We start from the raw sequence: 17,839 nt of genomic DNA on the forward strand, positions 1-17,839 counted from the left end.
CACAGTACGATGATCCGACCCCTGTGCGAATACGTAGGGGGCCTCATAACGGAGGAGATGCGTACCCGTGGCTGCCCGACTGCTGCCCTCCTGGGTCTGGGCCACCGGTCTGACGGCCGGGGCGACGGTGGCCGTCGTCTTCCTCGCCGTACAGGCCGACAAGGGACCGCACCCAACGGCCGCGGCGGTCCGCCCGTCGGCGAGCGCCCACCCCGCCGCGTCACCGGCCCCCACGAAGGCCCCCGAGGTACCGGCGGCCTCCGGCACGGGCCGCCGTATCGTCTACTCGCTCGGTGACAATCGGGTGTGGACGGTCGACGCGAGCGACAAGGCGATCCGCACGTTCACGGTGTGGCCGGGGACGGTGAGCCCCGACCCCGGCACGTACACGATCTCCAAGACCCTGTCGTCCACGACCGGCTCGGACGGCGTCCAGATCGAGCACATCCTCTACTTCGCCGCGAAGTCGGGACTGTCGATCGCCTTCTCCAACGCGGTCGACGGCTCCTCCCCACCGCCCGCCGCGGGCAAGCAGACCAGCGGCATTCGCCTGCACAAGGCAGACGGCACAGCCCTGTGGACGTTCGGCACGGAACCGAACACCAAGGTGACGGTCGTCAAGTAGCGGGCGGTGGCTCAGGCGTCCTGATCCCGGCCCGAAGGACTCAGCTGTACGACGATCAGCGCGATGCCGGTGAGCACCAACACCCGGGTCGCGGCGTCGAGCCCGTTCCAGGTCTTCGACTGCCACATGGAGAACCACTCACCGCCGATGGCGACGAACCCGGCACCGAAGAGCAGCACCAGCATCAGCAGACCGTACGTGGACAGGCGCCGCGCAAGCCCGTTGTCGCGCCGGAACCACAGCACGGTCCCGGCGGTGAGCACGAGCGCGGCCACGGTCTCCCACACGATGACGGCGACGTATGCGGTGTTCTGAAGCCCCTTGTTGCTAATGGCCCGCCACATCAGGTCGTCGTCCTTGAACGTCGTGTCCATGGCCAGCACATGCTGGACGAACGCCTGGTTGGTGCCGAAGTCGGTGATGTTCCCCAGGGCGACAAGGGCGATGTAGAGAGCGACGGTGCCGGTGAGAAGGGCAGCGGCGAGCGAGAGCGCACGAGGCGCGTGGGAGGTGGACATGTCACCGTCCTTCCCCGCCATCCCCGTTCACACCCTCTCGGCATCCCCCGGTTCGAGATGGCCTGGATCACTTGTGAGCGCGCCGAGGGTCAGTCGGTGTCCTTGGGATGGCGCGTGGACGCGTACACGAGATGGACAGTGCGGCGCGCCTCGTCGATGAGGTAGCGCACGCGACCGCCCACCGTCACCTCGTACTCCCACTGCGGGTACTCCTGACCGAGGTGGCCCGTGGCCAGCCGACCCCGCAGCCGGTGCTGGCGATCGGGGTCCGCCCGCGACGCGGGGTCGCTCCGCAGTGCCTCGAAGCAGCGCCGCGTGTTCCCCGGCGCCTCCGCGCCCAGCTCGCCCCAGCCCTTCGCCGCTTCGTTGGTCGCGAAGCGCAGGCGCCATTCGTCACCAACCGGCGGCGGAGCGGCGTCGTCGCCGCGCTTGGGGCTCACGGGGCGGTCACCTCGCCGTGGTCCTCGTCCGGCAGTCGCCGGGTGAGCTGGGCGGTGAGTTCGGGGTCGGCGAGAATCCGGGCCGTGGCGTGCCATTCGACGACGACCCGGTGGAGGTTGGTGTGAACGTCGAGCTGTGCCGCGTCATAGGTGGCGTCGATGAGCTCGGCGACGAACTGCTTCAGTTCGTCCGCCGACAGATGACGGACCCAGGGGAAGACCGAGGGGAGGGCACGCTGTATGGCTCGCTCGCCGGCGTCACTGCGGACGAGCGCGCCGAGAAGGCGGGCCGTGATGTCCGCCGTCTCCTCGCGTTGCTGGTCGTGGCGTGCTGTCGTCAGGTAGAGGTCCTCGCCGTCCCGGCGGGTGATGTGCACTCGCTGGGCTCGGTCGAGCGTTTCGGCGACCCGCTTGGAGTTCTTGGAGAGCTCTGAGAAGGCGACCGTGGGAGTGGACATGGTTCGACGATACTTCGGAACGTATTCCGAAGTCAATCGATGGGTTGGCCGTCCGGACGCCAGGGCCTCTGACAGGCTTGGCGTGAGCCGGCTGCGGAGGTGTGTGGATGGGGTCGACGCGACTATCGATGCAGGAGCTGATCGGGCGGCGCAGGAGGGCAGGGTTCGTCGGACGGGTTGACGAGCGGGCCGCCTTCCGGCGGAACCTCGACCTGGCGTCCGAGGACGAGCGGCACCGCTTTCTCTTCCATGTGCACGGTGACGCGGGAGTCGGGAAGACCTTCTTGGTAAGGGAGTTGGAGCAGATCGCCCGGGAGGCGGGCGCGCTGACCGCGTATGTCGACGAGGGCGCGGGCAGCGTGCCCGAGGCCATGACGGCCATGACACGTCAATTCGCCATGCAGGGGCGGCGGTTCAAGGAGCTGGAGCGGCTGCTGGCCGCGCACCGGGAGCGCCGGCACGAGGCGGAGGCCGCCCTGGTGATGGGCGAGCCCGCGGAGCCGGACGGGCCGTCGGCGGGCAGCCTCGCGGTGGCGCGGGCCGGGCTGGTGGGCCTGGGGATGGTCCCGGTGGCCGGCGCCTTCGCCGCCGCCCTGGACGCGGACCGGCTCGCCCAGGGCGCCGACCGGCTCCGGGCCCGCTTCCGCAGCCAGGAGGACGCCCAACTGGTGCTGTCGCCCGAACGGGCACTGACCCCGGTGCTCCTGACAGAGCTGGCCGGAGCCGCCGACACCGTCCCCTGGATCGTCCTCCTCCTCGACACCTACGAGCGCACCGGCCCGTTCCTGGACCGCTGGCTGCACGACGTCATGACCACCGACCGGTACGGCGCCCTCCCCGCCAACGTCGTCCTGGTCACCTCCGGCCAGCACCCTTTCGACACCGCCCGCTGGGGCGGCTTCGCCGACTTCATGACCGACCTGCCACTCGGCCCGTTCACGGAGGCGGAGGCGCGGGGCCTGCTCGCGGACAAGGGGCTACGGGACGAACCGGTGGTCACGGAGGTGCTCCGGCTCAGCGGCGGACTCCCCGTCCTCGTCACGGCCCTCGCCGAGCAGCGCCCCACCGCCCCGGACGACGTGGGCGACCCCAGCGCCACCGCCGTGGAACGCTTCCTGAAGTGGGAGCCGGACCCGGCACGCAGGTCGGTGGCGCTCGCCTGCGCGCTGCCCCGGCGCCTCGATCTGGATGTGTTCCGGGCGGCCGTGGACTGCCCGGACGAGGACGCCGACGCGCTCTTCGGCTGGCTGCGCGGCCTGCCGTTCGTGACCGATCGCCCCGACCGGATCAGCTACCACGGCCTGGTCCGCGAAGCGATGCTCCGCCTGCGCCAGCGGCACTCCCCACGCGACTGGACCCGGGACCACGAGCGGCTCGCGGAGGCCTACGGCAGCTGGCGTGCGGAGGCGGCGAGCGGCATCCGGCCCGGGGCGGAATGGGACCACGAGCCATGGCGCGAACTGCTGCTGGAGGAGACGTATCACCGGCTGTGCGCGCGGCCGCATACGTCGCTTGCCGCGGCACTGAACACTTTCCTGCTCGCCTGCGTCGCGGATCCTGCGGCCGGCCGTCGCTGGACGATGACGCTGGTGGAAGCGGGCGTCACCGCCGACGCCCCGATCGTGCGGGACTGGGGCCGTCGCCTGAACGAGGCCCTGGCCGGCGGAGTGACCAGGGCCATGGACCTGCTCCTCGCCGGGCCCGAACTGGACCGTGCCGGTCGGGCGCTGGCACACGTCGTCCGGGGCCGGGAACTGCGGAACGCCGGCGACTTCGGCCGCTCCCTGGCCGAGTACGACCGAGCGATCGAACTGGATCCGGGGCGGCCGATGGCCCACTACGAACGCGGCATCGTCTGCCGGGCGTTGGGTGACTTCACCGGGGCTGTCGCAGCTCTGGATCGTGCGGAGGAACTGATGCCCGACACCGCGCTGTTCATCGCAGCCCGGGGCGAGACCCACCGGCAGGCGGGCCGGAACACAGAGGCGCTGGCCGAGTTCGACCGGGCCCTCACCCTGGACCCGACCGACGCTGACACGCTCGCCTGCCGGGGAGTGTGCCAGTACACGCAGGAGCATTACGACGCCGCCCTCAGCGACTTCGACCGCGCGCTGAGCCTCGACGAGGGCCACCTGTGGGCGCGGGCACGCAGGGCGCGCGTGCACCTTGCCAAGGAGAAGTGGGACGAGGTTTTCGCTGACCTGGACGAGGCGGTTCGGCGTGCACCCGACTCGCCCTGGCTGGCCTCCGAACGCGGCGACGCCTACCGGCGGGCGGCCCGGTACGAGGACGCGGTCACCGAACTCACCCGAGCCATCACCCTCTTGCCCGACTACCCCTCGGCCCTTGCCGGCCGTGGCGCGGCCCTCCACGAACTGGGCCGCGACGAAAAAGCCCTGAGCGACCTCGACCGAGCCATCGAGCTGGCTCCCGCCTACTCCTGGGCCCTGGCGACCCGGACCCGGGTACGACGCGGGCTCGGCGACCTGCCAGGCACACCTGACGACCTACGCCGAGCCGAGGCGCAGGACTAGGACTGGCCTGACGGGACGACCCCGACGAACGCCGACCATGCACGGCTCGTGAACGCGAGCCGGACGCCGTCCTGGTCCTTGGAGTCGCGGACGTGGACGGTGGTGTCGGCGGGGGCTATGGCGACCTCGACGCACTCGGGGCCTTCGTTGCCGCTGTAGCTGCTGTTGAACCACTTGAGGGCGGTCATGTCTCCCACTCCAGTCCTTTCTCGATGAAGGCCAGCGATTCTTGGGGCATGAGCGCCTGGGCCCGGATCATTCCATAGTGCTTTTCCAGGGTCTGGGCCTCACTTGGATCGCTGATCAGCCGACTGATGAACTGGACCTCCAAGTGCCCCAGGGTCTTGCCGTCTCGGAGTTTCAGCAGCTGAAGCGAGCCGCCCATGCCGGCGTGGTCCTCACAGTCCGTGGGCATCAGTGGCTGGAGCGTGGCGTGCCGCCCACAGCCGTCGTACGCGCTCTCACGACCGACCTGCCCCAGGATCCGATCAAGCACCCGGCCGCCTTCCTGGCCCGTCGCCTCGCCAGCCAGCTGCCACCCACCTTCCGGTCCCGGTTCCGGTCCCTCGGGACACGTCCGCGCCGGCCCGCCCGGATCCGTCCCAGACGTGCGAGGGCTGCGAGCGGGCGTTCCGGCCGGCCCGTCCCGGCCGCTGCCGCGACTGCCGGGCACGGGCCGAGAGAGCCGCTTGACCAGCAAGCCCACTTCAGGAAAGGGACACTTCCCGATGACCCACACGTTCAGGCCCACGGACAAGGCACGCATCTTTGCGGGCCACGAGGACCTTGCCCGGTGCCCGGGGCTGTCCCTCATGCCGATGGGCGTCGGCATCCACCTCCGGACGCTGCCCGAGGGGGCTGCTAAGAGCGTCCGGGCGCTGGCAGCGCAGCTCGGAGACAGCGAGTTCGAGATCGCCGCCGCCCTCCAGGAATTGAGGGATCACGGCTTCCTGCCCAAAACATGACGGCCGAACGTTCAGGACCGCTGATTCCCATGCCCGAGCTGACGCCGGACGCGTTGCGGGCGGAGGTGGCGCGGATCGCCCCGAGCCGGATCCCGGCCCTCACCCAGCACCTCTTCGAGGCGGCGACGAACGCGCAGCAGACCCAGAGCCTCGCCCCGTTGCGCGCCTTCGTGCACTCGTGGGCCGTGTTCGCGGCGATCCAACGCCATCCGGACCGCGCTGCACGCCTGCGTGCTCTGGGGCGGATCGTGGACGCGGTGGAACAGGATCCGACGGCCGCCATCGCCGAGATCCGCGCGATCCGGGAGGCGGCCGAGGCGGAGGCGTGTACGTGTGCAACGTCACCTGGTACGGCTGACCACCACCGCGCCGTCTGAACGACCCCGCCCACACCCCCGGCCTGGCCGAAAACAGGCCACTTGGAGCACACAACCCCCACTTCGCATACCTAACTGCGCCCTGAACGGATCATTCCCGGTCGATTACAGTGCTGTGCTGTCGCACGTACGGACGGTGCCCGGGAGGAGGTCATGGTGGGTGTGACACCGGGTGCCGTCTGGGGTCGGGCCGAGCAGCAGGACTTCCGGAGCCGGGTGCGGGGCACATTGCTGGGCGCGGCCGTCGGGGATGCCCTCGGCGGGCCCGTGGACGGGCTGACCCTTGAGGAGATCCGGACGTCGTACGGGCCGGAGGGGGTGGTCGACCTCGGGTTCGGGCATGGGCGGCGCGGGGCCGTGACCCATCACACCCAGCTCAACCTCTTCACCGTGGACGGATTGATAAGAGCCCAGGTGAGAAGGGATACCGGCGCCTGGCATCCGCCGACCGACCTGCATCGCGCCTATCGGCGGTGGGCGGCCACCCAGCGGGACTGGGGGCCCGACGAGCGGCGGAAGGACGACGGGTGGCTGGCGAGGGAGGAGTGGTTGTACGCGCGGCGAGATCCCACGCGGGCGCTGCTGGTCGGCTTCGGGGACGAGAACATGGGGACGTTGGAGTCGCCCAAGAACCCGGGTGACGTGGGGCCCGAGGCCGTCGCCCGTTCCGCGCCGTTCGGGCTGCTGGTGGGGTGGGAGCCGCAACTTGTCGTACAACTCGCAGTGGAGTGCGCGGCCCAGACTCACGGGCATCCGACGGCTTGCCTGTCCGCCGGCGCGTACGCCGTGATCGTGCACGGGCTGGCCCGGGGCGACAGTCTCGACGCCGCCGTGCAGAAGACACTGGCACTGCTCGCCGCCCGGCCCGGGCATCAGCCCGTCTCCGACGCGCTCCAGCACGCGCTCGGCGCCGTACGGCAGGGGATGCCGTCCCCGGCCCGCGTGGAGGAGCTGACCGGGGACGGCGCCGCCGACGGGATGCTCGCCGCCGCCGTCTACTGCGCCCTCGTCGGCGAGGACGTACGGCACGGGCTCTGCCTGGCCGTCAACCATGCCGGCCCCTCCGCCGTCGCCGGCGCGCTCACCGGCGGCCTCCTCGGTGCCCTGCACGGCGAGACGGCCCTCCCGCCGGCCTGGGTGGCCGAACTGGAGGGCCGTCCTACGATCCTGGAGCTGGCCGACGACTTCGCGATGGAGATGACCCAGGGGCCGGCCCTGCACAGCCCGGCGGGCGCGGCCCCCGGATGGCTGGCCCGCTATCCGCGGGGCGCCTGAGCCGTTCGTAGACAGTCAGTCCCGCACGACCTCGCCCCCGCCTGCCGGGGCCTGCGCCGGTACGGGGATCGACGCCGCCCCGTCCCCGTCCGTGTTGACGGTCTCGATGATCGCGAGGCGCTCCGGGGTGTCCTCCGGCTTCAGATAGCCGATGAGGATGTAGAGGACCAGCGACACGGCCAGGGGGACCGACACCTGGTACTGCAACGGCACGCCGCCGTCGACGCTCCAGTTGATCGGGTAGTTGACCAGCCAGAAGGCCAGCAGGCCCGCCGCCCAACTGGTGAGCGCGGCCGTCGGGCCGGAGCGGCGGAACGTGCGGAGCAGACCCAGCATCATCGGGATCGCGATCGGTCCCATCAGACCGGCCACCCACTTGATGACCACGGTGATGATGTCCTTGAAGGTGGGGGAGTTGACCTGGGTGGCCACCGCCATGGACAGGCCGAGGAAGACCACCGTCGTCACGCGGGCCGCGATCAGGCCCGAGCGCTCGCTCCACGCCCGCGCCTTCGACGACAGCACCGGCGCCACGTCCCGGGTGAAGACGGCGGCGATCGCGTTGGCGTCGGAGGAGCACATGGCCATCGTGTGGGAGAAGAAGCCGACGACGACCAGGCCCAGCAGACCGTGCGGCAGGAGCTGTTCGGTCATCAGGCCGTAGGAGTCGGAGCCGTCCGGCTTCTGTGCGTGGACGAGGAGGGGCGACATCCACATGGGGAAGAAGAGGACCACCGGCCAGATCAGCCAGAGCGCCGCGGAGAGGCGGGCGCTGCGCTCGGCCTCCTTCGGTCCGGCCGTCGCCATGTAGCGCTGGGCCTGGTTGAGCATGCCGCCGTTGTACTCGAAGAGCTTGATGAAGAGGAAGGCGAGAAGGAAGACCGTGCCGTAGGGGCCCACCAGCGGCTTGCCGTGGCCGTGCAGGGCCGGCTGGTCCCAGGCGTCGAAGAAGCCGATGCCCTTGTCATTCAGCTTCAGGACGACGGCGACGAACATCGAGACGCCGGCCAGCAACTGGATGATGAACTGGCCCAGTTCGGTCAGCGCGTCCGCCCACAGGCCGCCGATGGTGCAGTAGACCGCGGTGATCGCGCCGGTGATGAAGATGCCCTGGTTGAGGGACACACCCGTGAACACCGACAGCAGGGTCGCGATCGCGGCCCACTTGGCGGCCACGTCCACGATCTTCAGCAGCATGCCGGACCAGGCCAGCGCCTGCTGGGTGGACAGGTTGTAGCGGTTCTTCAGGTATTCGAGGGGGGACGCCACATGGAGGCGGGAGCGCAGGCGGTTGATACGCGGTGCGAAGAGTTTCGAGCCGATCGCGATGCCGAGCGCGATCGGGAAGGACCAGGTGATGAACGACGTCACGCCGTAGGTGTAGGCGATGCCCGCGTACCCGGTGAACATCACCGCGCTGTAGCCCGACATGTGGTGCGAGATGCCGGAGAGCCACCAGGGCATCTTTCCGCCGGCCGTGAAGAAGTCGCTGACGTTGTCCACACGTTTGTGCGACCAGACGCCGATCGCGACCATCACGCCGAAGTAGCCGATGAGCACGGCCCAGTCGAGCCCGTTCATACGCCCCCCTTCCAGGGTCCGCCTACTGAACTCCGCTCAGCTGGCTGGCACTTCGCATAAGCGGAGCCAGGACGAGGAAGGCCGCGAAGTGCCCGCTCATCGTGGGTTCGGTCACACGGGCACGACAAGCGGGCGTAAGGTCAAGGGGCAGTAAAATCGTTCTGCTTTCTGACCTTGATTCATGTGTATGAACGATCTGGAGCGCCCCGGCGGCCGGAATCATTGCCTCAGCGCATCAGCTCCCCCGCGTTGACCAGCAGCGACTGTCCCGTGATGGCCCGCGCTAGGTCCGACGCCAGGAACACCGCCGCGTCCGCCACATCCCCGTCCGTCGCCAGGTCCGGCAGCGCCGTCCGCCCGGTCAGCCGCCCCAGCACCTCGTCCTCCGGCACCCCCTCCGTGTGCGCCGTGAACTGGACGTACGCCTGCACCGGCGGCCCCCGCATCCAGCCCGGCAGCACCGTGTTGACCCGGATCCGGTACGGCCCCAGCTCCCGCGCCAGCGAGTACGTCGCGCTGGTCAGCGCCCCCTTCGAGGCGGCATACGCGGCCTGCTTCACCTGCGAGGGCGCGGCGACGGCCGACTGCGTCCCGACGAAGACCACAGATCCGCCGCCCGCCTCCTTCAGTGCCGGCAGGCACGCCCGGGTCATCCGCAGCGTCCCCAGCAGGTTCACGTCGACCACCGAGGCCCAGGTCGTGAAGTCAGCGTCCTCCAACCCCGCCCAAGTACGAGTCCCAGGCGGCCACGTGCACCACCGCGTCGATGCCCCCGAAACGCTCCCGGGCCGACGCCGCCAGCGCCTCGCCCTGGCCCTCGTCGGTGATGTCGAGGGGGCGGTACGCGGTCCGGCCGCCCTCCGGATCGATCCCGGCCGCGCGCTTGGCGAGGTTCGCCTCGGTCCGCGCGCCGAGCACGGCGTTCCCGCCGTCCCGTACGAAGTCCGCCGCGACCTGGTGGCCGAGCCCGGCACCGACCCCGGAGACGACGACCGTCTTGCCCATGAGCAGAGACATCGATGACCTCCCGGCTCTGGCGCTCTATCTGACGGAGCGTCGGGGTATGGGCGAGCGCAGACGGAAGGAAGGGAGGGTGCATGAGTGAGGACACGCGTAGCGATGTGTACGCCGAGCTGGCCGCCGTCGGCCCGTACGGCGTCCGCCCTGGCCACGCCCTCATCACCATGGTCGAGCCGCACCCCGGCCACGAGTACGCGTACAACCGCTCGTCATAAGCGGTCTGTCCGCCACACCACCCTTGACCCTGGCCAGAGCGTTGGACTGCTCTGTGCGCTCACGGGGTCGAATCGGGGTCGAATCGGGTGGGCAGGTCGTTCCACGGACCTTCTCACCCTCACGCCGCGGTGGTTGGCCTCAAGCTGAACTCCGGCGTGGTCGACGGAGCTGTCGACCGGATCGCGCCAGCTTTGACCTCACCGGCCGCATCCCGGAGCCAAGCTGCCCATGTTCGACCAGGACGAGGGCCTGCGGCATCAGGTGTTCCTCACCGGCACCCCTTACCCCGATGGCGGCTCCGCACAGTTCCTGGAGGACCGTCACCGCGGCCATGCATGCGTCGAGGACCACATCCGGTGCGGCAGGACCACCGGCTTCGGCCGCCTCCGGGACTTCAACGTCAACGCAGCCTGGCTCGAACTCAGCCTCGCAGCGATCGACCTGCCGGCCTGGATGCGCGTCCCGCTGCCGGACGGTGGACTCGCGGCTGCCGTGCCGAAGAACTCGCCACGGCTTTCCACCGCCTCACCGCACTGCCCCGTCCCACTGGCTGACCGGCAAACCCCTGCCCGCCCACGACCCGAAAGACCTTGGAGAACCCGGCCACCACGCTGGGACTCCGCCATGACCAAGCAGTGAAAACACTCGCCCACCCGACAGTTGACGATCAGAGACGCCTCATCACCCCAACCGAAACGGCGACGTTAGGGATCGCTGAGCGGAGCCGCATCGGCCGAGATCCCGTTTACAGCAGCCTTGCGGAATTGAGAGTGCGCGGAGGGGATTTCCTTCGGCCTACCGAGTGAGTTTTCGATCCAGACCCCTGGTAAAAGGTTGCTCCGCGGACAGTATCGTCCTGAGGCGCGGTAGCGTGTCGCCGCGCGAGTGCACAACCGCGCGCCCATACCTGGAACTGCCGAGAGGTGACCGCCATGTCATTCCTGGGAAAATCTCTTCGCACTTTTCCCGCCGTCACCCTGGGAGTTGCACTTCTGGGGATGAGTGTCGGTCCCGTGCAAGCGGTTCCAGTCGGGCACCAGAAAACACAGAAACCCGCCCGGGCTTCCGACAAATGGCGCGAGACGGCCGTCCAGTACGCGGACGCCCACTGGAACTGGACCACATGGGACGACAGCACCCCCCGGGCGAAGGACGGCCAGGCTCAACCCTATTTCGAGTGCGCCGAGTTCGTCGCTCGCGCTTTTGCCGCGGGCGGCCTCGTCCCCGGACTGAAGCCGGGTGATCCTCAGGACTCCTATTACCACTACAAGGCACCGAACGGTAAGGAATACGATCTCCTGCTGATCTCGGACGTCATCGGCTACCGAAGCCTGTACGACTTCATTATGGACTACGATCTCGGCGCGGACGTCGGTAACGATCCCGCCAAGGCTCAGCCCGGCGACGTGGTGGTCATCTTCAACTCGGACTACTCGGACAAGCTGCACACGGGTCTCGTGGCGCAAGAGGTGAAGGGCGACGCGGATTCGACCGTCGACGCCCACAACAAAGCGCACTACCGACGCACGTACCAGAAATTCGACGCGGACGGTTACGCCCACGTCATCCATATCGATCCGGGCGTGATCAAATCACAGAAGCCCGCCGTTCAGCCGCCCTCCGACCCGGACCTCATCCGATCCCACGCCAGTCACGCCCGCCCCGCCTAAAGGCTGTCGCGTAACTGGTGTGATGCTTGGTGCGTTGCTCGGTCATGGGTGAGGTGATCTCAGCGGATGATCCGAAGTGGATCGAGCCGTTCTCCGGGCTGACCGGCAGATTCTCGAAAGCCAGACGACCGACCCCGCGTTGGACGGATGACGGCGTCGTTCTCCCTGACTTGCCGTCCGGCCGGGGGGACGCCACGGGCCGCAGGTGACGACGGGGCAGAGCGACCTGCAGAATGTCATCCCTGTCGCTTTGCCGTCTCCGTTGGCCGCCAGAAGTCGGTCCCGGGCGGAGAGGACAGAGAGCCCGTCGTGATACTGGGCATGGCGTCCTCTCCGTGCGAGCGAAGGTGAGCCGCGTTCTTCCATGAACCGCAGCACCCCGGCCGCTCGCTCGCTCACCCGCGCGGAGTCCTCCTCGCCTTGCCTCTGACCCTCGACGACGCCGGACAACTGCCCATCGTCGCCATCCCGTTCAACTTGCAAGCGAGCGTCGCGGAGGCTTGGGTTGGCGAGGGCTTCAATCGTGTCCGTGTCGTGTGCACGCAGGGCTCCGAGGACCTTTGCAAGGGTGCCGTAGGCGTCCGAGGTGAGCAATTGATTCGCGTCCTCGTCCGGCTCCAGGAACAGCGGCACGATCAGCGTGGCGAGTTTTCCGGAACCTGGCTGCATACGTAGCGCTCGCCCGACCATCTGTACGATATCGATCATGCTGCCGCGCGCGTCGGCGAAGAGCACCGCGTCGCATTCGGCGGTATCGACGCCTTCCCCGAGAACTCGAACGGAGCTCAACACCCGTGAAGCAGCGGGCATCTGACGGCTTTTTCCGAGGAAACCCGAGGCCAATTCATCCAGCACCTGGCGGCGGTGGCCAGCCGAGTGCTCTCCGTACAACCAGTCCGCTCACACCCGCTCGGCGGGTGGGAAGGTGTCGGGGGCGTCTTCGGCGAGCCGGGCCGCGATCGCCGGCACGCCGGCCGCCATTGCCTCCGCCTCCCGGCGGGCCGTCGGGCCAGGGCGGTGGAGTCGATGCCGGCGGCCGCGCCGGTCTCAGTGGTGGGCCACTCCTAAAGCGCCGGGCCGGCGGGTACTGAGTGGTACGGCAAGGAGACAACACAGCGGTGCCCGAATGCCGGTGAGGACTGCCCAGGTTCAGGCATCAGGTGGAGCCCTTCCGGCCGTGCCCCAAGGTCAGGTGCGCCCGCAGGACCCGGAGCGCGGTCCTTGCCCGCTCCCCGCGCCACGGTGTTGCACGGACCGGTATGTGGCGGAGCTCAGGGAAGCCAGGTAGCAGCTCCGCCTCTCGACCGGCCGAGCCGGATGGGAAGGCTAAGGCTTTTTGAGTTCGTCGGGACACGGTGTGCCCCGCGGCAGCTGGTAAGGAGCCGCCAGCCGGTAGGTCCCCGCCTTCGGCGCGAGCAGCATCGTCCACCTGTCGCTGTTCGCGTCCTCCGGCGTCTCCATCAGGCAGCCGTTGACGTTGGCGTACGTCTTCGGCTGCCCGTCGGCCCGGTGCTTGGACGCCTGGGTCTCCTGCGGCGGCTTCAGGCTCTTGCCGTCCGCGCCGACGATGCTCAGCCACGGCGAGTACGGGATCCGGATCAGGATCCGGCCGGCCTTGCGGACCTCGATGGTCAGCTCGCCCTGCTCGGCGCTGTCCACCACCGCGTTCGGCTCGGCGAGCGGCGCCGCGTCGGTCACCCGGAACAACTGCCAGTTGGCGTCGCCCCAGACCTGCTTCAGGTACGGCATCCCGCGCTGGACCAGCGCCCGCTCGCGTTCGCCGCCGTCGCCGTCGGGCTCGTCCTTCGGCAGCACCACGAAGTGGACGGCCCAGCGCTGCAGCCACTCGTGGTAGTTCGCGGAGTTGAGGGTGTCGTCGTAGAAGAGCGGGTTGCGCTCCATGTCGGCCTGGCGGTTCCAGCCGCGGGCCAGGTTGACGTACGGCGCGAGCGCGGACGCCTCCCGGTGCGAGCGGGCCGGGACCACCTCGACACGGCCCTTCTCGGCGCCGACCTGCTGGAGCTGGTGGACGAGCGGGGCGAGTTCGCGGGCCCAGGACGCCGCCGGAGTCGTGTGGACGATGTCGTCGACCGACTTGAAGCCGATCCAGCCGACGAAGCCGAGGAACGCGAGGACGGTGACGTAGAACTTGCGCGAGCGCGGCCCGGTGTACGGGAGCGCCGCGATCAGCGTGGCGCCCGCGAACAGCATCGGCAGCCGCGCGATGTTCGAGCCGATCTGCGAACTGACCACCCACACCAGTACGACCCCGAGGCTGTACACGGCCGCCGTCAGCCGGACCGTCTTCCACTCCTTGGGGACGAGGAAGAGGCAGAGCAGGCCGTACAGCAGGGGCAGGAGCGCCGAGGGGATGGTCATCGGCTGGGTGCCGGCGAACGGGAACAGCCAGGCCGAGACGGCGACCACGGCCGCGGGTGCCAGGCCGAGCGCCCAGGCGCCGGGGCGCCGCTTCTGCAGGAACAGGGCGACCGCGACCAGGCCGACGAAGAGACCGGCGACCGGGGACGACATGGTGGCGAGCGCCGCCAGCGGGGCCGCGACCAGCGCCTTCGCCCAGCGTTTGTGGCGCCAGCGGTACGGCCAGCAGAACACCGCCCCCACCGCGGCCAGCGCGAACATCGTGCCGAGCCCGAAGGTGACCCGGCCGGACAGGGCGTTGCAGATCAGCGCGAACACCCCGGCGAGCGCGGCCCACAGCGGGTTGCGCACCGCGCGGCTGCGGATGAGGAGCAGAGCCAGCAGCCCGGCCGAGACCGTGCCGGCGATCATCATCGTCGTACGGACGCCGAGCAGCGACATCAGGTACGGCGACACCACGCTGTACGACACCGGGTGCATACCGCCGTACCAGGCGAGGTTGTACGCCGAGTCGGGGTGCCGGCCGACGAACTCGGCCCAGGCGTCCTGCGCCGCGAGATCCCCACCACTGTTCGCGAACGTGAACAGCCAGATGATGTGCAGGATGCCGGCGAGGGCCGTGACCGACAGCACCGGGTGGCGCGACGGCCACCCGCGCAGGGGTTCGTTCAGGTCCAGGAGACGGCGGATCCTGCTACTACGCCGCGTAGTCGGCAGCCCCTGCGCGCTCTGCGTACTCTGCGTGGTTTCTGCACGCTGCGTACTGGGCGCGCCGTGCGGGCCGGTCTCGGGCAGGGCTATTCGCGAGCCGGGCACCGGGCCCGGATCGGCGTCGTCGGCGCGTGTCGGCTCCGCTGTGGCCACCTGAAGGCACTCCCCGTGTCCCGTCTTCTGTTCTCGGCCGCGTTCCCCGGTGTTACCGGCCGCTTCTCGTCCAGTTCGCGGCCGTGTCCCGACGACCGGCGACCTGCCCCGATTCGTGACGCTAGCACGCACCCCGCCGCGGGGCCCTGGGGTGGGCCGCCATCGGCGGGGTGCGGGGGCGGAATGCGTGTCTTGTGTCAGCCGAGGCGGGTCAGCTTGCTCGAGAACCCGGGCTCGGCCAGATCCTTCTGGAGGGCGACCGGAACCTGGACCGCGGAGCCGGAGCCGTCACCCACGGTGAGGGTGCCGACCTTGGTGCCGGCCTTCGCGGTGTGCGGCACGTCGGCGGCCTCGAACGACAGCTTCACCTTCAGGCCCGACCAGCCGACCGCGGCCACGTCCTTGGTCGCCACGACCGGGGTACGGCCGCCGAGACCGTCGTCGACATAGCCGACGACATCGCCCTTCTTGTAGATCGTCGCCGACTCCAGCGCGCCCTGTGCGGCCCGGATCAGCTTGTCGCCGCCGGTGAGCGCGGCGCTGAGGATGGTGTTGTCGGTGCCGCCGGCGGGCTGCCGGATGACCGCGCCGATGATGGTGCGGGTCTCGGCGCCGACCGTCTTCTTCGCGGCGAACACCAGGTTGCCGAGGGCGGAGGTGGTGGTGCCGGTCTTGATGCCGACGACGTTGTTGTGGCCGACCAGCTGGTTCCAGTTGGAGTGGTTGGCACCCTTGTAGTCGTCGTACGACATCATCGCGGCGACCTCGCGGAACGCGGGCTCCTGCGCCATCGCCGCCTTCGCCAGCTTCACCTGGTCCACGGCCGTGGAGACGGTGGAGTTGGTGAGGCCGGAGGGGTCGGTGTACGTCGTGTTGGTCATGCCGAGCTTCTTCGCGGTGGCGTTCATCTTCGCCACGAACGACTTCTCGGAGCCGGCGTCCCAGCGGGCCAGCAGCCGTGCCACGTTGTTGGCGGAGGCGATGAGGATGCCCTCCAGGGCCTCGCGCTGGGTGATCGAATCTCCGGCCGTCACGTCGACGGTGGACTCCTGACCGGCGTTCGCCTGGTCCTGGGCCGCCTGGTCGACACTGATCTTGGGGCCGGCGGCGCCGCTCTTCAGCGGGTGGTCGCGCAGGACGATGTACGCGGTCATCACCTTGGCGACGCTCGCGATCGGCACGGGCTTCTGGTCGCCGGACGAACCGAACGAGCCGATGCCCTGGACGTCCAGGGCGGCCTGACCGTCGGCCGGCCAGGGGATGGCCGCCTTGCTGCCCTGGAAGGTGTACGCGTCCTTCGCGGTGAGGTCGAGGGTGGGCTGCGGGAGCGGGCGGACAGTCTGTACGACCGCAAAGATGATCAGGAGGACGATGACCAGGGGCGTCCAGATCTTGACCCGCCGGACGATGGTCCTGACCGGGGTCTCCGGCGGCGGGGGAGTGTTGGTCAACTCGGCGAGCAGGTCCAGCGGGGGCTTCGGGGGGAGCGGCTGCTGGGTGGTGCGCTCGGGGCCGATCTGGGGGATGGCGGTGGTGCGCGTGGTGGAGGCCGTCCCGGGCTTCGCGTCCGGCTGGGGGGTGGATGCGGTTTTGGGTGCGGGTTTGGGTGCGGGTTTGGGGGTGGGCTTGAGGTCCGACTTGAGGGCGACGAACTTGCTGGTGCGCTCGGGGTCGTCGGACTCGGGAGTCCTGGGCTTGGACTTGGACTCGGGCTCGGAGCCCAGCTTGAGCATGGTGGTGGGCTGGTCCACCTGCGGTGCGCGGGGTGCCTTGAGCGTGGTCGTGGGCTGGTCGACGGCGGCCTCGGCTTCGCCTTCGAAGGCCGTGGTGTTCCCACCCGCACCACCCGTGCGGGTCTCGTCGTCGGCTGCGGGTGGCCCCTGCGGGGTGCCTTCGCCGTCGGCGGGTGCGGGTTCGTCGTCGGTTGCGGTCTTGGCGTTCCCACCCGCACCACCCGTGCGGGTCTCGTCGTCGGCTGCGGGTGGCCCCTGCGGGGCGTCCTCGCCGTCGGCGGCCGCGGGTTCGTCGTCGGGGGTGGCGTCCTCGGGCTCGGCGGCGGCTTTGGGCTTGCCTTCGGAGGTGGCGTCCTCGGGCTCGGCGGCGGCTTTGGGCTTGCCTTCGGGTGCGGCGTCCTCGGGCTCGGGAGTTGCCTTCGGGGCGTCCTTGGGCTCGGCGTCCTTGGGCTCGGGAGTTGCCTTCGGGGCGTCCTCGGGTGCGGCGTCCTTGGGCTCGGCGGCGGCCTTGGGCTTGCCTTCGGGTGCGGCGTCCTTGGGCTCGGGAGTTGCCTTCGGGGCGTCCTTGGGCTCGGCGGCGGACTTCGGGGCGTCCTCCGGCTCGGTGTGCTCCGGCTCGGTGTGCTCGGGCTCGGCCTGGTCCTGCGGCTCGGCCTGGTGCTGCGGCTTCGCCTCGGTCGTTGCCTGAGGCGCCGTAACGGGCTTGTCGGTGTCCTCCGGCGCCTCCGGGGCCTTCTGCCCTTCCTCGGCGCCCTCAGGGCCCTCCTCGGCCTCCGTGGCGGCCGCCACGGGCCGCTCCGACGCCTCCGCGTCCTTCCCGGGGTCCTCGGCACCCTCGGCTCCCTCGGCCGGTGGCCCCGTGCGCACCCACGCCGCCACCGCCTGGCGGAGCTTCGTGTCGTCCTCGTCGGCCGTCTTCAGGTCCCGTACCGAGAAGATCCGGGTCGCGGTGTCCACGCCGCCGGCCGTCTCGTTCTCGTTCCCCTCCTCGGCGGCCACCGTCAGTCGCGGATCGCGTGGTTCGGGAACCGTTCCCCCGCTCCCCGACGTCGGTTCTGCCGACGACTCGCGCTGCTTCGACCTGTCGGGGGACTCGCCCGCCACCGATGCCTCCTCCACGCTCCGCACGTTGCCGTGCGCTGTCCGAACCATGTACCAGTGTCCTGTGTGCGGGCTTAGCCCCT

16 protein-coding genes and 2 pseudogenes are annotated in these 17,839 nt (G+C 69.8%); 8 read left to right on the forward strand and 10 right to left on the reverse strand.

What is annotated here, in order from left to right; genetic code table 11:
- Positions 1-67 precede the first annotated feature (67 nt).
- Entirely contained in the window at positions 68-625 is a 558-nt protein-coding gene (locus ABZ396_RS07710) for a hypothetical protein (RefSeq protein ID WP_358916693.1), read from the forward strand.
- Between the two features lie 11 nt (positions 626-636).
- Here the strand turns inward: ABZ396_RS07710 and ABZ396_RS07715 are convergent, their stop codons facing one another.
- The 3 genes from ABZ396_RS07715 to ABZ396_RS07725 all read right to left on the reverse strand — a co-directional run bounded on the left by ABZ396_RS07715 (position 637) and on the right by ABZ396_RS07725 (position 2,041).
- Positions 637-1,143 carry a DUF2165 domain-containing protein gene (locus tag ABZ396_RS07715; RefSeq protein ID WP_358916694.1) on the reverse strand — a complete coding sequence of 169 codons (507 nt, stop codon included), beginning with the start codon at positions 1,141-1,143 and terminating at the stop codon, positions 637-639.
- Positions 1,144-1,232: 89 nt separating this feature from the next.
- Positions 1,233-1,583 (reverse strand): hypothetical protein, encoded by a 351-nt coding sequence (locus tag ABZ396_RS07720; RefSeq protein ID WP_358916696.1) that lies wholly within the window; start codon positions 1,581-1,583, stop codon positions 1,233-1,235.
- Positions 1,580-2,041 (reverse strand): prevent-host-death family protein, encoded by a 462-nt coding sequence (locus tag ABZ396_RS07725; protein ID WP_358916697.1) that lies wholly within the window; start codon positions 2,039-2,041, stop codon positions 1,580-1,582. The genes ABZ396_RS07720 and ABZ396_RS07725 overlap by 4 nt, the downstream gene beginning before the upstream one ends.
- A gap of 107 nt (positions 2,042-2,148) precedes the next feature.
- Here ABZ396_RS07725 and ABZ396_RS07730 point away from each other — a divergent pair, with 107 nt between their 5' ends.
- Positions 2,149-4,575 carry a tetratricopeptide repeat protein gene (locus ABZ396_RS07730; RefSeq protein WP_358916699.1) on the forward strand — a complete coding sequence of 809 codons (2,427 nt, stop codon included), beginning with the start codon at positions 2,149-2,151 and terminating at the stop codon, positions 4,573-4,575.
- On the opposite strand, the gene ABZ396_RS07735 is transcribed toward ABZ396_RS07730, so the two are convergent.
- Both ABZ396_RS07735 and ABZ396_RS07740 read right to left on the reverse strand, forming a co-directional pair.
- Positions 4,572-4,763: a DUF397 domain-containing protein gene (locus ABZ396_RS07735; RefSeq protein ID WP_358916700.1), complete on the reverse strand. Its 192-nt coding sequence runs from the start codon at positions 4,761-4,763 to the stop codon at positions 4,572-4,574. The genes ABZ396_RS07730 and ABZ396_RS07735 overlap by 4 nt on opposite strands.
- A complete protein-coding gene (locus ABZ396_RS07740) occupies positions 4,760-5,071 on the reverse strand; it encodes a Scr1 family TA system antitoxin-like transcriptional regulator (protein ID WP_358916702.1) in 312 nt (103 codons plus the stop codon). Before ABZ396_RS07740 ends, ABZ396_RS07735 begins: the two co-directional genes overlap by 4 nt.
- 232 nt (positions 5,072-5,303) lie before the next feature.
- Here ABZ396_RS07740 and ABZ396_RS07745 point away from each other — a divergent pair, with 232 nt between their 5' ends.
- The 3 genes from ABZ396_RS07745 to ABZ396_RS07755 all read left to right on the forward strand — a co-directional run bounded on the left by ABZ396_RS07745 (position 5,304) and on the right by ABZ396_RS07755 (position 7,192).
- The gene (locus ABZ396_RS07745; protein ID WP_358916703.1) at positions 5,304-5,540 is read left to right on the forward strand and encodes a hypothetical protein; all 237 of its coding nucleotides are present in this window, start codon (positions 5,304-5,306) and stop codon (positions 5,538-5,540) included.
- A gap of 29 nt (positions 5,541-5,569) precedes the next feature.
- Positions 5,570-5,917 carry a hypothetical protein gene (locus ABZ396_RS07750; protein ID WP_358916704.1) on the forward strand — a complete coding sequence of 116 codons (348 nt, stop codon included), beginning with the start codon at positions 5,570-5,572 and terminating at the stop codon, positions 5,915-5,917.
- Positions 5,918-6,073: 156 nt separating this feature from the next.
- Positions 6,074-7,192 carry an ADP-ribosylglycohydrolase family protein gene (locus tag ABZ396_RS07755; RefSeq protein ID WP_358916737.1) on the forward strand — a complete coding sequence of 373 codons (1,119 nt, stop codon included), beginning with the start codon at positions 6,074-6,076 and terminating at the stop codon, positions 7,190-7,192.
- Between the two features lie 15 nt (positions 7,193-7,207).
- On the opposite strand, the gene ABZ396_RS07760 is transcribed toward ABZ396_RS07755, so the two are convergent.
- Entirely contained in the window at positions 7,208-8,773 is a 1,566-nt protein-coding gene (locus ABZ396_RS07760; RefSeq protein WP_358916706.1) for a sodium:solute symporter family protein, read from the reverse strand.
- A gap of 227 nt (positions 8,774-9,000) precedes the next feature.
- Positions 9,001-9,790, reverse strand: a pseudogene (locus ABZ396_RS07765) (SDR family oxidoreductase).
- An 80-nt stretch (positions 9,791-9,870) separates the two neighbouring features.
- On the opposite strand from ABZ396_RS07765, the gene ABZ396_RS07770 reads away from it, so the two are divergent.
- The 3 genes and pseudogenes from ABZ396_RS07770 to ABZ396_RS07780 all read left to right on the forward strand — a co-directional run bounded on the left by ABZ396_RS07770 (position 9,871) and on the right by ABZ396_RS07780 (position 11,679).
- Positions 9,871-10,008 (forward strand): hypothetical protein, encoded by a 138-nt coding sequence (locus tag ABZ396_RS07770; RefSeq protein WP_358916739.1) that lies wholly within the window; start codon positions 9,871-9,873, stop codon positions 10,006-10,008.
- A gap of 202 nt (positions 10,009-10,210) precedes the next feature.
- Positions 10,211-10,563 (forward strand): annotated as a pseudogene (locus tag ABZ396_RS07775) (IS1380 family transposase); the annotation flags it as partial.
- 444 nt (positions 10,564-11,007) lie between these two features.
- Positions 11,008-11,679 carry a hypothetical protein gene (locus tag ABZ396_RS07780; RefSeq protein WP_358916708.1) on the forward strand — a complete coding sequence of 224 codons (672 nt, stop codon included), beginning with the start codon at positions 11,008-11,010 and terminating at the stop codon, positions 11,677-11,679.
- Positions 11,680-11,721: 42 nt separating this feature from the next.
- On the opposite strand, the gene ABZ396_RS07785 is transcribed toward ABZ396_RS07780, so the two are convergent.
- From ABZ396_RS07785 to ABZ396_RS07795, 3 genes are all read right to left on the reverse strand, one after another.
- Complete coding sequence (locus ABZ396_RS07785; RefSeq protein ID WP_358916710.1) at positions 11,722-12,570, reverse strand: helicase-related protein; 849 nt, start codon at positions 12,568-12,570, stop codon at positions 11,722-11,724.
- A 435-nt stretch (positions 12,571-13,005) separates the two neighbouring features.
- Complete coding sequence (locus ABZ396_RS07790) at positions 13,006-14,922, reverse strand: MFS transporter (RefSeq protein WP_358916712.1); 1,917 nt, start codon at positions 14,920-14,922, stop codon at positions 13,006-13,008.
- 197 nt (positions 14,923-15,119) lie between these two features.
- Positions 15,120-17,807 carry a D-alanyl-D-alanine carboxypeptidase gene (locus tag ABZ396_RS07795; protein WP_358916714.1) on the reverse strand — a complete coding sequence of 896 codons (2,688 nt, stop codon included), beginning with the start codon at positions 17,805-17,807 and terminating at the stop codon, positions 15,120-15,122.
- Positions 17,808-17,839 lie beyond the last annotated feature (32 nt).

Source organism: Streptomyces sp. NPDC005866, from assembly GCF_040629895.1.
Taxonomy (GTDB): Bacteria; Actinomycetota; Actinomycetes; order Streptomycetales; family Streptomycetaceae; genus Streptomyces.